We start from the raw sequence: 14055 nt of genomic DNA, 5'->3' as shown, positions 1-14055 counted from the left end.
CGAGCCCGTGAACCCCGCCGCGGGTGGTCTGAGCGCTTGCCTGGACCCGTACGGTCGCCGTCCCCGGAGAAGGTTTCCGCGGGAGGTTCAGGCCGTCCCGAACCAGCCGGGCATGTCGAGCCGCCACAGGTCGGCGGGCGTCATCCGGCGCAGGTCGTCCTCCAGGGCCCGGACGCGATCGGCGCCCAGCGCCTGGACCCAGTCGTCCCGGATCCGGTCGAAGATCTGCGCGGACCGGGCCAGCGAGTCCGTCCCGCGCGTGGTCAGCCGGACGATCTTGCGCCGGGCGTCCCGCGGATCGGCGCCGCGCTCGACGTACCCGGCCCGCTCCAGCGACTCGATCATCTTGCCCGCGGCCTGCTTGGACACCCCGAGCCGGCGGCCGAGCTCCACGGCCGTCGTGCCGTCCGGCCCGATGGCCTGGAAGACGAAGCCGTGCATCGGGCGCAGGCCGGGATGCCCTTCGCGGGCCAGTTCGGCGTGCAGCTCGTCGATGATCACGCGGAAGGCGAGGAAGAGCCGCAGCGGCAGCTCGAACCCGGGGGTGTCGCTTGACATGAAAGACAACCTCGTTGACTATATGGACAACCACTTTGTCTAAGTTAGGGGATCGGGGCCATGACGCTCATCCGCAACGCCGACAGCCGCCGTACCGAGACGCCGAACGGCGTCATGACGACGTTCGCCACGCCCACCCAGGGCGGCACCGAGGGTCTCGCCGTGTGGCGCGTCGACATGGCGCCGGGCAAGACCGGCCCGCTGCACGCCTTCGACACCGAGCAGGTGTGGACGTTCCTGGACGGCACCGCGACCATCGACCTGGACGGCCGCGAACTGGAGGCGAGCGCCGGCGACACCGTCGTCCTGCCCGCCGGCCGGCCGCGCCAGATGACCACCGCGGGCACCGGGTTCACCGCCGTCGTCGCCGCCCACGCCGGCTGCCTCGCCTACGACCCGGACGCGATCATCGACCCGGACAAGTGCGACCTCGCGCCCCAGGGGGACGAGCGCATCGTTCCGCCCTGGGCCAGGTGACCGGGAAGGGGGATCAGACGCCGAGATAGGCGAGGACGGCCGGCACCCGCCGGTTGTCGTCCCCGGACGGCGGCAGCCCCAGCTTGCCGAAGATGCTGTTGGTGTGCTTGCCGATCGCCTTCTCGGTGACGACCGGGTGGAGTTACCTCTACCCTCGTGAGCTTCGTTCAGGTGGTGAGGAGACAAGCGGGGCCATTGCCTGGACAATGCTCTGGCGACACTCAGGGGAGAAAGCGAATCCAAGCTGTGACAGCGACCATCAACCAGACGTCCGCCGGGCAGGACACGCCGCCCATTACCCAGCGCATCGCCGACGAGATCGGCGTCCGCGAGGGCCAGGTCCGGGTCGCGGTGGACCTGCTCGACGGCGGGGCGACCGTCCCGTTCATCGCCCGCTACCGCAAGGAGGTGACCGGAGCGCTCGACGACGCGCAGCTCCGCGCGGTGGAGGAGCGGCTGCGCTACCTGCGCGAACTGGACGAGCGCCGCGCCGCGATCCTGGAGTCGATCGAGTCGCAGGGCAAGCTCACCGACGAGCTCAGGGCCCGCATCATGCAGGCCGACTCCAAGGCGCGGCTGGAGGACATCTACCTCCCGTACAAGCCGAAGCGGCGCACCAAGGCGCAGATCGCCCGGGAGGCCGGACTCGAACCGCTCGCCGACCTGCTGCTGGACGACCCGTCCCGCGACCCGCAGGCCGAGGCCGCCGGCTACGTGGACGCCGAGAAGGGCGTCGCGGACGCGGCCGCCGCGCTGGAGGGCGCCCGCGCCGTCCTCGTCGAGCGCTTCGCCGAGGACGCCGACCTCATCGGCGCGCTGCGCGAGCGCATGTGGACCCGGGGACGCATGGTCTCGCGGGTCCGGGAGGGCAAGGAGGAGGCCGGCGCCAAGTTCTCCGACTACTTCGAGTTCTCCGAGCCGCTGGCGAAACTGCCCTCGCACCGCGTCCTCGCGCTGTTCCGGGGCGAGAAGGAAGAGGTCCTCGACCTCGACCTGGAGCCGGAGGAGGCCGGCGACGACCCGGCCGCGCGCAGCTCCTACGAGGTGGAGATCGCGCGCCGGTTCCAGGTCGCCGACCAGGGCCGTCCGGCCGACAGGTGGCTGTCGGACACGGTCCGCTGGGCCTGGCGCACCCGGATCCTCGTCCACCTCGGCATCGACCTGCGCACCCGGCTGCGGCAGGAGGCCGAGGACGAGGCGGTCCGCGTGTTCGCCGCCAACCTGCGCGACCTCCTGCTCGCCGCGCCCGCCGGGACCCGCGCCACCATGGGCCTCGACCCGGGCCTGCGGACCGGCGTGAAGGTCGCCGTCGTGGACGCCACCGGCAAGGTCGTCGCCACCGACACGATCTACCCCCACGAACCGCGCCGCAAGTGGGACGAGTCGATCGAGACGCTCGCCCGCCTCGCCCGCGAGCACAAGGTCGACCTGGTCTCGATCGGCAACGGGACCGCCTCGCGCGAGACCGACAAGCTCGCCGCCGACCTGATCGCCCGGCACCCCGACCTCGGGCTCACCAAGATCATGGTGTCGGAGGCGGGCGCGTCGGTGTACTCGGCGTCGGAGTACGCGGGACGCGAGCTGCCCGGCATGGACGTGTCGCTGCGCGGCGCCGTCTCCATCGCCCGCCGCCTCCAGGACCCGCTCGCCGAGCTGGTCAAGATCGACCCCAAGTCGATCGGCGTCGGCCAGTACCAGCACGACGTGTCCGAGGTGAAGCTGTCCCGATCCCTGGACGCCGTCGTCGAGGACTGCGTGAACGCCGTCGGCGTGGACGTCAACACCGCGTCCGTGCCGCTGCTCACCCGCGTGTCCGGCATCGGCGAGGGCCTCGCGGAGAACATCATCGCGCACCGCGACGCCAACGGCCCGTTCCGCGACCGCGCCGGGCTCAGGGGCGTCCCGCGGCTCGGCCCGAAGGCGTTCGAGCAGTGCGCCGGCTTCCTGCGCATCCCCGGCGGCGACGACCCGCTGGACGCCTCCAGCGTGCACCCGGAGGCGTACCCGGTCGTGCGCCGCATCCTGGACGCGGCCGGCAACGACATCAAGGGGCTCATCGGCAACACCGCCGTCCTGCGCTCCCTGAAGCCGGTGGACTTCGTCGACGACACCTTCGGGCTGCCGACCGTCACCGACATCCTCGCCGAGCTGGAGAAGCCCGGCCGCGACCCGCGCCCGGCGTTCCGGACCGCCACGTTCAAGGAGGGCGTCAACAAGATCGCCGACCTCGAGCCCGGGATGATCCTGGAGGGCGTCGTCACCAACGCCGCCGCGTTCGGCGCGTTCGTGGACGTCGGCGTCCACCAGGACGGCCTCGTCCACATCTCCGCCATGTCGGACAAGTTCGTGCAGGACCCGCGCGACGTCGCCAAGCCCGGCGACATCGTCCGCGTCAAGGTCCTGGACGTCGACCTCCAGCGCAAGCGCATCTCGCTCACGCTGCGTCTGGACGACGAGCCGGGCGGCGGGCGGCAGCAGGGCGGCGGGCGGCGCGGCGAGCAGCGCGACCGTGACGGACGCCCGAACCGCGGCGGCCAGAACCAGCGCGCCGCCGGCCGCGGCGGTCAGGCCCGTGGTGGCCAGGCCCGTGGCGGCCAGAGCCGTGGCGGCCAGGGCCGCGGTGGTCAGGGTGGTGGCGGCCAGGGCGGCGGCTTCTCGGGCGGCGGCGCCATGGCCGACGCCCTCCGCCGCGCGGGCCTCGACAAAGGTCTGCCCGGCAAGGACCGCAAGGGCCGCTGAGACGGACGATCCCCGGCCTCTGACCGGAGGCCGGGGGTCCTCGCGCCGTGGCGGCGCGGGGGCGCCCCGCGCCCCGGCGCGATGATCAGTCGCTGAAGCCGCGCCAGCGTCCGTCCGATCCGGTCTCGGTGGGGCTCTGCGGGCGGACGGGACGGCGCGGCGGCGTCCCGTCCCGGCGGTCGTGCCCGCCCTCCCGCCCCAGCGGCCCGCGTGCGAGCGAGGAACGCCGGGGCGGCACCTGCGCCTGCCCGAGCCGGGGGCCGCCCGGTACCGGACCGCCCAGTACCGGACCGCCGATCGCCGGGTCGCCGAACGGGTCACGCGCGGCGTGCACGTCCTCGCGGGACGCGGCCCGGGGCTCCTGCGCGACCGGCCGGTGCCGGGGGAACTGCAGGACGGCGATCGCCCCCAGCATCAGCGCGCCCAGCCGCATCGCGGAGTGCGCCGGGTCCTGCGGCCAGGGCTCCCCGTACAGGAACGTGCCCATGGTCAGCAGGTAGGACTTGGCGCTCACCGTCATGACCGTCGACACGATCGACACCCGGCAGCGCTGGAACGCCATCACCATGATCCCGAAACCGGCGGCCGCCGCGAGGACGGTCAGGTACGGCCACGGCGTCGCGGCGATCTTCAGGCTGGTGGCGCCGGGGTCGTCGCTCCACCCCTTGATCGCCAGTTCGGCGGTGCCGACCGGGAAACCCGAACCGAGCCCGTAGGCGATGCCGGTGACGGGGCGGGCGTGCCGGCCGTCCGGCCGGTGGTCGCCGAGAACGAAGATCAGCACCGGCACCGCGACCGCCGGGGCGGCCACGACCACGATCTTCCACAGCGGCGCGTCCGCCGAGCCGATCGGCTCGTCCCCGCTCAGCGACGCGGTCAGCAGCAGGATCGCCGCGCCGATCAGCACCAGGCTCAGCCACTCGCGCGGGGTGAGCCGCTCCCCGAAGAACACCAGCGCGATCACCAGCAGCGGCACCATGCCCGACATGAAGATCGGCACGGCGGTGGAGAGCGGCAGCCTGCCCAGCGCGAGGATCTGCAGGCCGAGCCCGCCGAGCACGAGGCCGAGCGCGATCAGGAAGATCCAGTTGCCGGCGGTCGTCCACGCCAGGTGCGGGATGCGGCTGCCTCGTACCGGGGGCATCCGGTCCGCCGCCAGCTTGAAGACGGCGAACCCGAGGTAGTAGAGACCGGTCGCACTGAAAGCCGCGGCTATCCCGTTCATCCCGGACGAGTATGGGGCTTCCGGCTCCTCATGTCACTCCGTGTGCAGGAGTGTTGACGCGGATTCGCCGGCCTTGTGAGCCTCCTATGTCCGCAGCCGGGGCCGCGACCCCATAGACTTGGCGCGCGAAGGCGCGGAGCCCTTCTTCGGCGTGCCCGCGCCCCTGACTGAGCACGCGTCGAACGCCGCGGCCGACACAGCGCCCGATCAAGGAGACCAACCCCAGTGAAGACCGATGTCGAGGAGCTGACCCCCACGAGGGTCAAGCTCACCGTCGAGGTTCCGTTCGACGAGCTCAAGCCGAACCTCGACAAGGCGTACAAGGAGATCTCGCAGCAGGTGCGGATCAAGGGCTTCCGGCCCGGCAAGGTCCCCGCCCCGCTGATCGACAAGTACGTCGGCCGGGGTGCGGTCCTGCAGGAGGCCGTCAACGACGCGCTTCCGGAGCTGTACGGCCGCGCCGTCGAGGAGTCCGAGATCTTCGTGCTCGGGCAGCCCGACGTCGAGGTGACCGAGCTGGAGGACGGCACCCAGTTCGCGTTCACCGCCGAGGTGGACATCCGGCCGAAGTTCGAGGTGCCCGACTACGACGGCCTTGAGGTCGTCGTCGAGGCCGCCGAGGTCACCGACGAGCAGGTCGAGGAGACCATCGGCAACCTGCGCGAGCGGTTCGCGTCCCTCACCACCGCCGAGCGCGCCGTCGAGGAGGGCGACTTCGCCACCGTCGACCTGGCCGCCGAGATCGACGGCGAGGAGGTCGAGGACGCGTCCACGACCGGCTACTCCTACGAGGTCGGCAGCAAGTCGGCGATCGAGGGCCTGGACGAGGCGCTCATCGGCCTGTCCGCCGGCGAGGACAAGACGTTCACCGGCACCCTGCCCGGCGGCGAGCACGCCGGCGAGGAGGCCGAGATCACCGTCACCGTGCAGAGCGTCAAGGTCAAGAACCTGCCCGAGCTGGACGACGAGTTCGCCCAGCTCGCCAGCGAGTTCGACACGATCGGCGAGCTGCGCGACGACGTCCGCACCCGGCTCGGCCGGCAGGTGAGGCTGCAGCAGCTGTCCGAGGCGCGCGACAAGGCCCTTGAGGCCCTGCTGGAGAAGGTCGACATCCCGCTTCCCGAGAAGGTCGTGGAAGAGGAGATCAGCCGCCGCAACCAGCAGCTGGAGCAGCAGCTCCAGATGGCCGGCATGACCAAGGAGGACTACCTCTCCGACGAGGAGAAGTCCGAGGAGGAGTTCGACACCGAGGTCGCCGACGCGGCCCGGCTCGCGGTCAAGGGCGGCTTCGTGCTCGACCAGCTCGCCGTCCAGGAGGAGCTGAGCGTCGAGAACGAGGAGCTCAGCGAGTACGTCGTCACGCAGGCCATGCAGATGGGCGTGCAGCCGCAGCAGCTCGCCGAGTACCTGACGCAGAACAACCAGCTTCCGGCGGTCGTCTCGGAGGTGCTGCGCAGCAAGGCGCTGAACCTCGTCGTCGAGCACGTCACCGTCAAGGACGAGTCGGGCAACGAGATCGACCTCGCCGCCGTGCAGCGCGAGCTGAACGGTGAGACCGCCCAGGCCGAGGAGGAGACCGAGGCCGAGGCCGAGGAGACCCCCGCGGAGACCGCTGAGGCCGCCGCTGAGGAGACTCCCGCCGCGGAACCGGCCGAGGAGAAGGACGCGAAGGACAAGGACGCCTGAGCCGTCCTCCGGCGCATCGAGAACGCCCCGCACCCGTCCCCGGGTGCGGGGCGTTCTGCCATGAGCGGAACGGATCAGGGCTGCGGGGGCGCCGGCCGGGTACGCCCCTGGCGAAAAGGCGGCCCCCCGGGCTTAAGCGGGCCCGCGAGCGCGTTAATGTCCAATCATCCGAACCGATTAAAAAGGACCGGAGGAACACCCGGTGAGCATGCCTCCGACTTTCGACGAGTCGTCGCGGATCCAGGCGCGGGTCGCCGAGGCGCCCCTGTTGCCTCTGGGCGACCAGCTGTTCCAGCGGCTGCTGCGCGAACGCATCGTCTTCCTCGGCCAGCAGGTCGACGACGACATCGCGAACCGCATCTGCGCCGAGCTCCTGCTGCTGTCGGCCGAGGACGGCCGCCGTGACATCACGCTCTACATCAACTCGCCAGGCGGCTCGGTCACCGCCGGCATGGCGATCTACGACATCATGCAGTACGTCCCGAACGACATCGTCACGGTGGGCATGGGGCTCGCCGCGTCGATGGGGCAGTTCCTGCTGTGCGCGGGCGCCCAGGGCAAGCGCTACGCCCTGCCGCACGCGCGCATCATGATGCACCAGCCGTCCGGCGGCATCGGCGGCACGGCCTCCGACATCAAGATCCAGGCCGAGCAGATGCTCTACGTGAAGCGGACGCTCGCCGAGAAGATCGCCGAGCACACCGGCCAGGAGCTCGACCAGATCGAGCGCGACTCCGACCGCGACCGCTGGTTCACCGCCGACGAGGCCAAGGACTACGGGTTCGTCGACCACGTGGTGCTCAGCGCCAACCAGGTGCCCTCCGAGGGCCCCGTCTCCTGACGCCTGAATACTCATCGGAGGCACAACCATGAGCGACCTGATTCGACCCGGTTTCACCGATATCGTCCGACCGGGCGCCGGTCCGATGCCGGTCGACAACCGCTACATCATTCCGTCGTTCGTCGAGCGCACCACGTACGGGGTCAAGGAGATGAACCCGTACAACAAGCTGTTCGAGGAGCGCATCATCTTCCTCGGCGTGCAGATCGACGACGCGTCCGCCAACGACGTCATGGCCCAGCTGATCACGCTGGAGTCCATCGACCCGGACCGTGACATCAGCATCTACATCAACTCGCCCGGCGGCTCCTTCACCGCCATGACGGCGATCTACGACACGATGCAGTTCGTCAAGCCCGACATCCAGACGGTGTGCATCGGCCAGGCGGCGTCCGCCGCGGCCGTGCTGCTCGCCGCCGGCACGCCGGGCAAGCGGGCGGCGCTGCCCAACGCGCGGATGCTGATCCACCAGCCCGCGACCGAGGGCACCTACGGCCAGTCCAGCGACATCGAGATCCAGGCCCGCGAGATCATGCGGATCCGCGAGCTGCTGGAGACGATCCTGGCCGAGCACAGCGGCAGGAGCATCGACCAGGTCCGCCGCGACATCGAGCGCGACAAGATCCTCACGGCGGACGAGGCGAAGGCTTACGGTCTCATCGACGACGTCTTCGCCAGCAGGAAGCGGAAGGCCGAGGTAGTGTCGTCCTGAGACGGCACGAGGACGCGGGAGTCCCAAGCCCGGACGCCACACTTCCGGGCGAGGGGCTTTCCAAGTCCGTTGGAGGCGGTAACGTCGAGTCCAACGTCGAGAGCCTTCGGGACGCAACTGAGCTGCGCCGCATCCTCCAAGGCGGGCGGCCCCACGAAAAGGAGACGGTTGGGTGGCACGCATCGGCGACGGTGGTGATCTGCTCAAGTGCTCGTTCTGCGGGAAGAGCCAGAAGCAGGTCAAGAAGCTCATCGCGGGTCCGGGCGTGTACATCTGCGACGAGTGCATCGATCTCTGTAACGAGATCATCGAGGAGGAGCTCTCCGAGACCTCCGACCTCAAGTGGGACAACCTGCCCAAGCCGCGGGAGATCTACGAGTTCCTCGACTCCTACGTCATCGGGCAGGACACGGCGAAGAAGGCGCTGTCCGTCGCCGTCTACAACCACTACAAGCGGATCCAGTCGGGCGACACGGGCCGGGACGACCCGGTCGAGATCGGCAAGTCGAACATCCTGCTGCTCGGCCCGACCGGATCCGGCAAGACGCTGCTCGCGCAGACGCTCGCCAAACTCCTCAACGTCCCGTTCGCCATCGCGGACGCCACGGCGCTGACGGAGGCGGGATACGTCGGGGAGGACGTCGAGAACATCCTCCTCAAACTGATCCAGGCGGCCGACTACGACGTCAAGAAGGCCGAGACCGGGATCATCTACATCGACGAGGTCGACAAGGTCGCCCGCAAGAGCGAGAACCCGTCGATCACCCGGGACGTCTCCGGAGAGGGCGTCCAGCAGGCCCTGCTGAAGATCCTGGAGGGCACCACCGCGAGCGTCCCGCCGCAGGGCGGCCGCAAGCACCCGCACCAGGAGTTCATTCAGATCGACACCACCAACGTGCTGTTCATCTGCGGCGGCGCGTTCGCCGGGCTGGAGAAGATCGTCGAGTCCCGGGTCGGCAAGCAGGGCATGGGCTTCGGTGCGCAGATCCGCTCCAAGTCCGACTTCGAGGAGTCGTCCGCCGTGCTCGGCGACGTGATGCCCGAGGACCTGCTGAAGTTCGGGATGATCCCCGAGTTCATCGGCCGGCTCCCGGTGATCACGTCCGTGCACAACCTGGACCGCGACGCCCTCATCAACATCCTCACCGAGCCGAAGAACGCGCTGGTCCGCCAGTACCACCGCCTCTTCGAACTCGACGGGGTCGACCTGGAGTTCACCGACGACGCGCTGGAGGCGATCGCCGACCAGGCCATCCTGCGCGGCACCGGGGCCCGCGGCCTGCGCGCCATCATGGAGGAGGTCCTCCTCTCGGTGATGTACGAGGTCCCGAGCCGCCAGGACGTCGCCCGCGTCGTCATCACCCGCGAGGCCGTCCTGGAGCACGTCAACCCGACGCTCGTCCCGCGGGACCGCCCCAAGCGCGAACCGCGGGAGAAGAGCGCGTAAACACGGGGAACGCCCCCGGCCGCCTCGGCCGGGGGCGTTCTCGGTCCCGGTGGTCAGCGGAGGGTGGATTCGCCGAGGCCGGCCTCGCGGGCCTTGACGATGGCCTGGGCGCGGTCCGCGACGTGCAGCTTCATGAAGATGTTCGAGACGTGGTTGCGGACGGTCTTCTGGCTGAGGAAGAGCGTCCCGGCGATCTCGGCGTTGCTGCGGCCCTGCGCGATCAGTTCGAGGACCTCGCGCTCCCGCTCGGTCAGTTCGGGGAACGCGGCCTGCCTCGGGTCGGGCATGTCGGTGAAGTAGGTGAGGACCCGGCGCGCGATCTCCGGCCCGTAGATGGCCTCGCCCGCCGCGACCGCGCGCACCGCGCGGGCGATCTCCTCGGCGCCCGACTCCTTCAGCAGGTAGCCGCGGGCGCCGGCGCGCATCGCCGCGAAGACCGAGTCGTCGTCGCGGAACATGGTGAGCACCAGCACGCCGATGCGCGGGCTGGTGCGGGTGATGGTGCGGGTGGCCTCGATGCCGTTGCCGCCGGGCATGTGCAGGTCCATGACGACGACGTCCGGCTGCAGTTCCGCGGCCAGCTTCACCGCGTCCGGCCCGTTCTCGGCCTCGCCGACGACCTCCACGCCCAGCGCCTGCAGGAGACCCTTCAGGCCCTGCCGGAACACCGGATGGTCGTCGGTGATGAGGACCCGGATGGTCTCCGTCATCTACGCCCGCCTTCTGCCGACCGAAGGACGATGGTACCCGGCGGCGGTCTGCGCGGCGGCGAGCGGCAGCCGGGCGGCGACGATGGTGCCACCGCCGTTCCGGGAGGTGATCACGCAGCTGCCGCCGACCTCGGCCGCCCACTCCTTCATCGCGGCCAGACCGCGGCGCGGCTTCGGCCGGCCGCCGCCCCGCGCGGCGTCCGGCAGGCCCGGCCCGCTGTCGGCGATCATGAGGTGCAGTTCGGTGTCGCGCTTCAGCCGGACGGTCGCGCGGCTCCCGGGCGCGTGCAGCCGGATGTTCGTCAGCGCCTCCTGCGCGATCCGGTACGCCGCGACCTCCACGGCCGCGGGCAGCCCCGCGGGCTCGCCGTCGAACCGGACGTCCACCCGCTCGCAGCAGCCGTCCGCGAACGACTCGATGGCGGCGACGAGACCGAGATCGTCCAGCGCGGGCGGCCGCAGCCCGTGCGCCAGCTCGCGGATCTCGCCGACGGCGGTGGCCAGCCGGTCCCGGACGTCGGCGAGCAGCGGATCGGTCCGCTCCGGTTCGCAGGCGAGGGTGATGCGGGCCGCGTCCAGCGACATGGCGAGGCTCGCCAGCGTCGGCCCGAGCCCGTCGTGCAGGTCGTGCCGCAGCTGCCGGCGCTCCTCCTCCCGGCTGGCGAGGATCTGCTCCCTGGAACGTTGCAGGTCGGCGGTGAGCCGGTGGAGGTGAGGGATGGTCGCAGCACGTGCCGCCACGGCCCCCGCGGTGAACGCGCCGGCAAGCACGGCGGCGCGTGCCAGTACCGCTCGCATCCCGTCCCTCTCTCTCCGCCCCGGTGCGCGGGCCTTCCGCAGCCACCTTTGCGGGTGAGGCGACCCGGTGTCAGGTGACCTGTGTCCCGACCGCGACGGGAAAACGCTCTGGCGCGGGATTCCCGGTCTCCGGCGCCCTCGCGGACGCCGGGCGCCCGCGCACGTCCCCGGGGCGTTCCACCCTTGCCGCCCCCGTAGAATCGTCAGCCGTGACACAGCCCAGCAGTGAGCGCGGCCAGGGGGCCGCCGCGGACGTCGACCTGCCCACCCAGTACCGACCGGCCGAGGTAGAGGGCCGGCTCTACGAGCGGTGGGTATCGGCGGGGCTGTTCACCGCCGACCCCCGGCGCGCGCCGGAGCGTCCCGCGTACTCGATCGTGATCCCGCCGCCGAACGTCACCGGCTCGCTGCACATGGGGCACGCCCTCGACCACTCCATCCAGGACACCCTCATCCGGCGGCGCCGCATGCAGGGGCATGAGACCGTGTGGGTGCCCGGCATGGACCACGCGGGCATCGCCACGCAGAACGTCGTGGAGCGTGAGCTGGCCAAGGAGGGCCTGTCGCGGCACGACCTCGGCCGCGAGGCGTTCGTGGAGCGGGTCTGGCAGTGGAAGGCGGAGTCCGGTGGCCGCATCCTCGGCCAGATGCGCCGCCTCGGCGACAGCGTCGACTGGACGCGCGAGGCGTTCACGATGGACGACGACCGCGCGAAGGCCGTCCGGACGATCTTCAAGCGGCTGTTCGACGACGGGCTGATCTACCGCGCCGAGCGCATCATCAACTGGTGCCCGCGCTGCCTGACCGCCCTGTCCGACATCGAGGTGGAGCACGAGGAGGTCGACGGCGAGCTGGTCTCGATCCGGTACGGCTCCGGCGACGACGAGATCGTCGTCGCGACCACGCGGGCGGAGACGATGCTCGGCGACACCGCCGTGGCCGTCCACCCGGACGACGAGCGGTACGCGCACATGGTCGGCCGGGAGATCGAGCTTCCGCTGACCGGCCGCCGCATCCCGGTCGTCGCGGACGAGCACGTCGACCCGGAGTTCGGGACGGGCGCGGTCAAGGTGACCCCGGCGCACGACCCGAACGACTTCGAGATCGGACGCCGGCACGACCTGCCGTCGGTGTCCGTCATGGACGAGCGCGGCGTCGTCACCGCGTCCGGCCCGTTCGAGGGCCTCGACCGGTTCGAGGCGCGCCCGGCGGTCGTGGCCGCGCTGCGCGAGCAGGGCCGGATCGTCAAGGAGATCCGCCCCTACAAGCATTCGGTCGGGCACTGCCAGCGCTGCGCCACGGTCGTCGAGCCGCGCGTGTCGCTGCAGTGGTTCGTGAAGGTGGAGTCGCTGGCGCGGGCCGCCGGCGACGCCGTCCGCGACGGCCGCGTCGCCATCCACCCGCCGGAGATGGCGCCCCGCTACTTCGAGTGGGTCGACAATATGCACGACTGGTGCATCAGCCGGCAGCTGTGGTGGGGGCACCGCATCCCGGTCTGGTACGGGCCGGACGGCGAGGTCGTCTGCCCCGGGCCGGACGAGGAGCCGCCCGCCGGCTGGACGCGGGACACCGACGTCCTCGACACCTGGTTCTCCTCGGCGCTGTGGCCGTTCTCCACGCTCGGCTGGCCGGACAAGACCCCCGAGCTGGAGCGGTTCTACCCGACGTCCGTGCTGGTGACGGGCTACGACATCCTGTTCTTCTGGGTCGCCCGGATGATGATGTTCGGCCTGTACGCGATGGACGGCGTCCAGCCGTTCCAGACCATCGCCCTGCACGGGATGGTCCGCGACCAGTTCGGCAAGAAGATGTCCAAGTCGTTCGGGAACGTCATCGACCCGCTCGACTGGGTCGACGCGTACGGCGCGGACGCGACCCGTTTCACGCTGCTGCGCGGCGCGAACCCGGGCGGCGACGTCCCGGTGGCCGAGCAGTGGGCGCAGGGCTCGCGCAACTTCTGCAACAAGCTGTGGAACGCGACCCGGTTCGCGCTCATCAACGGCGCGCACGTCCGCGGCGACATGCCGGCGGACGTGACCACGGTGGACGCCTGGATCCTGTCGCGCCTGCAGGCCGTCATCGCCGAGGTGGACGAGCACCTGGAGTCCTACGACTTCGCGAAGGCGTGCGAGGCGCTCTACCACTTCGCGTGGGACGAGGTCTGCGACTGGTACGTGGAGCTGGCGAAGGTCCAGCTGGCCGACGAGCGCGCCGAAGCGACGCGCCGTGTCCTCGGCGAGGTCCTCGACAAGCTGCTGCGGCTGCTGCACCCGGTGATCCCGTTCGTCACCGAGGAGCTGTGGACGTCCCTGACCGGCGGGGACACGATCGTCACCGCGCCGTGGCCGGCCGCCGAGCCGGGCCGCGCCGACCGGGACGCCGAGGCCGTCGTCGAGTCGCTGCAGCGGCTCGTCACCGAGGTCCGCCGCTTCCGCGCCGACCAGGGCCTCAAGCCCGGCCAGCGGGTCGCCGCCGCGCTGGAGTGGCACGGCTCGCCGCTGGCCGCGCACGAGGAGGGCGTCCGCGTCCTGCTGCGGCTCACCGAGCCGGGCGAGGCGTTCGCCGCGACCGCGTCGCTGTCGGTCGAGGGGGCCGCGGTCCGGCTCGACACCGCCGGCGCCATCGACGTCGCCGCCGAGCGCAAGCGGCTGGAGAAGGACCTGGCCGCCGCCCGCAAGGAGGTCGACCAGGCGCGGCGCAAGCTCGGCAACGAGGCGTTCATGGCGAAGGCCCCGGAGGCGGTCGTCGCGAAGAACCGCGATCGGCTGGCCCAGGCGGAGGCCGACATCAGCCGGCTGGAGGCGCAGCTGACCGCGCTGCCGGCGGGCTGAACCGGCCGTCTCGTCATCGGGCAGGTCACGA

The 14055-nt window shown here is 71.1% G+C and carries 11 protein-coding genes; 7 read left to right on the top strand and 4 right to left on the bottom strand.

Annotation, left to right across the window (positions count from 1 at the left end):
* Positions 1 to 87 precede the first annotated feature (87 nt).
* Positions 88 to 558 carry a MarR family winged helix-turn-helix transcriptional regulator gene (locus AF1_RS06745; RefSeq protein ID WP_067794136.1) on the bottom strand — a complete coding sequence of 157 codons (471 nt, stop codon included), beginning with the start codon at positions 556 to 558 and terminating at the stop codon, positions 88 to 90.
* 60 nt (positions 559 to 618) lie between these two features.
* On the opposite strand from AF1_RS06745, the gene AF1_RS06740 reads away from it, so the two are divergent.
* Entirely contained in the window at positions 619 to 1035 is a 417-nt protein-coding gene (locus AF1_RS06740) for a cupin domain-containing protein (protein ID WP_067794135.1), read from the top strand.
* 246 nt (positions 1036 to 1281) lie between these two features.
* Positions 1282 to 3774 (top strand): Tex family protein, encoded by a 2493-nt coding sequence (locus AF1_RS06735; protein WP_067794134.1) that lies wholly within the window; start codon positions 1282 to 1284, stop codon positions 3772 to 3774.
* An 85-nt stretch (positions 3775 to 3859) separates the two neighbouring features.
* Here the strand turns inward: AF1_RS06735 and AF1_RS06730 are convergent, their stop codons facing one another.
* Positions 3860 to 4999, bottom strand: coding sequence for a DMT family transporter (locus AF1_RS06730; protein WP_067794133.1), 1140 nt, complete (start codon positions 4997 to 4999; stop codon positions 3860 to 3862).
* 225 nt (positions 5000 to 5224) lie between these two features.
* On the opposite strand from AF1_RS06730, the gene tig reads away from it, so the two are divergent.
* The 4 genes from tig to clpX all read left to right on the top strand — a co-directional run bounded on the left by tig (position 5225) and on the right by clpX (position 9685).
* The gene (gene tig, locus AF1_RS06725) at positions 5225 to 6685 is read left to right on the top strand and encodes a trigger factor (RefSeq protein WP_067794132.1); all 1461 of its coding nucleotides are present in this window, start codon (positions 5225 to 5227) and stop codon (positions 6683 to 6685) included.
* A gap of 208 nt (positions 6686 to 6893) precedes the next feature.
* The gene (locus AF1_RS06720; protein ID WP_084262514.1) at positions 6894 to 7526 is read left to right on the top strand and encodes a ClpP family protease; all 633 of its coding nucleotides are present in this window, start codon (positions 6894 to 6896) and stop codon (positions 7524 to 7526) included.
* Between the two features lie 28 nt (positions 7527 to 7554).
* Positions 7555 to 8238: an ATP-dependent Clp protease proteolytic subunit gene (locus AF1_RS06715; protein WP_067794131.1), complete on the top strand. Its 684-nt coding sequence runs from the start codon at positions 7555 to 7557 to the stop codon at positions 8236 to 8238.
* Positions 8239 to 8410: 172 nt separating this feature from the next.
* Positions 8411 to 9685, top strand: coding sequence for an ATP-dependent Clp protease ATP-binding subunit ClpX (gene clpX, locus AF1_RS06710; RefSeq protein ID WP_067794130.1), 1275 nt, complete (start codon positions 8411 to 8413; stop codon positions 9683 to 9685).
* A gap of 53 nt (positions 9686 to 9738) precedes the next feature.
* Here clpX and AF1_RS06705 read toward each other — a convergent pair whose 3' ends face one another.
* On the bottom strand, positions 9739 to 10395 hold the full coding sequence (locus AF1_RS06705; protein WP_067794129.1) for a response regulator transcription factor: 657 nt from the start codon (positions 10393 to 10395) through the stop codon (positions 9739 to 9741).
* Entirely contained in the window at positions 10396 to 11193 is a 798-nt protein-coding gene (locus AF1_RS06700; protein WP_084262513.1) for a sensor histidine kinase, read from the bottom strand.
* 209 nt (positions 11194 to 11402) lie between these two features.
* On the opposite strand from AF1_RS06700, the gene AF1_RS06695 reads away from it, so the two are divergent.
* Positions 11403 to 14024, top strand: a complete 2622-nt coding sequence (locus tag AF1_RS06695; protein WP_067794128.1) for a valine--tRNA ligase — start codon at positions 11403 to 11405, stop codon at positions 14022 to 14024.
* The last annotated feature ends 31 nt before the right edge of the window (positions 14025 to 14055 follow it).

The sequence above is a fragment of the Actinomadura formosensis NBRC 14204 genome, assembly GCF_001552155.1.
Lineage (GTDB): Bacteria > Actinomycetota > Actinomycetes > Streptosporangiales > Streptosporangiaceae > Spirillospora > Spirillospora formosensis.
This window is presented reverse-complemented; position numbering and strand designations above follow the sequence as displayed.

Coding starts and splice junctions, on each gene's coding strand:
- AF1_RS06745 (WP_067794136.1), bottom strand. CDS start 558: ATGTCAAGCGACACCCCCGGGTTCGAGCTGCCGCTGCGGCTCTTCCTC.
- AF1_RS06740 (WP_067794135.1), top strand. CDS start 619: ATGACGCTCATCCGCAACGCCGACAGCCGCCGTACCGAGACGCCGAAC.
- AF1_RS06730 (WP_067794133.1), bottom strand. CDS start 4,999: ATGAACGGGATAGCCGCGGCTTTCAGTGCGACCGGTCTCTACTACCTC.
- AF1_RS06720 (WP_084262514.1), top strand. CDS start 6,894: ATGCCTCCGACTTTCGACGAGTCGTCGCGGATCCAGGCGCGGGTCGCC.
- AF1_RS06715 (WP_067794131.1), top strand. CDS start 7,555: ATGAGCGACCTGATTCGACCCGGTTTCACCGATATCGTCCGACCGGGC.
- AF1_RS06705 (WP_067794129.1), bottom strand. CDS start 10,395: ATGACGGAGACCATCCGGGTCCTCATCACCGACGACCATCCGGTGTTC.
- AF1_RS06700 (WP_084262513.1), bottom strand. CDS start 11,193: ATGCGAGCGGTACTGGCACGCGCCGCCGTGCTTGCCGGCGCGTTCACC.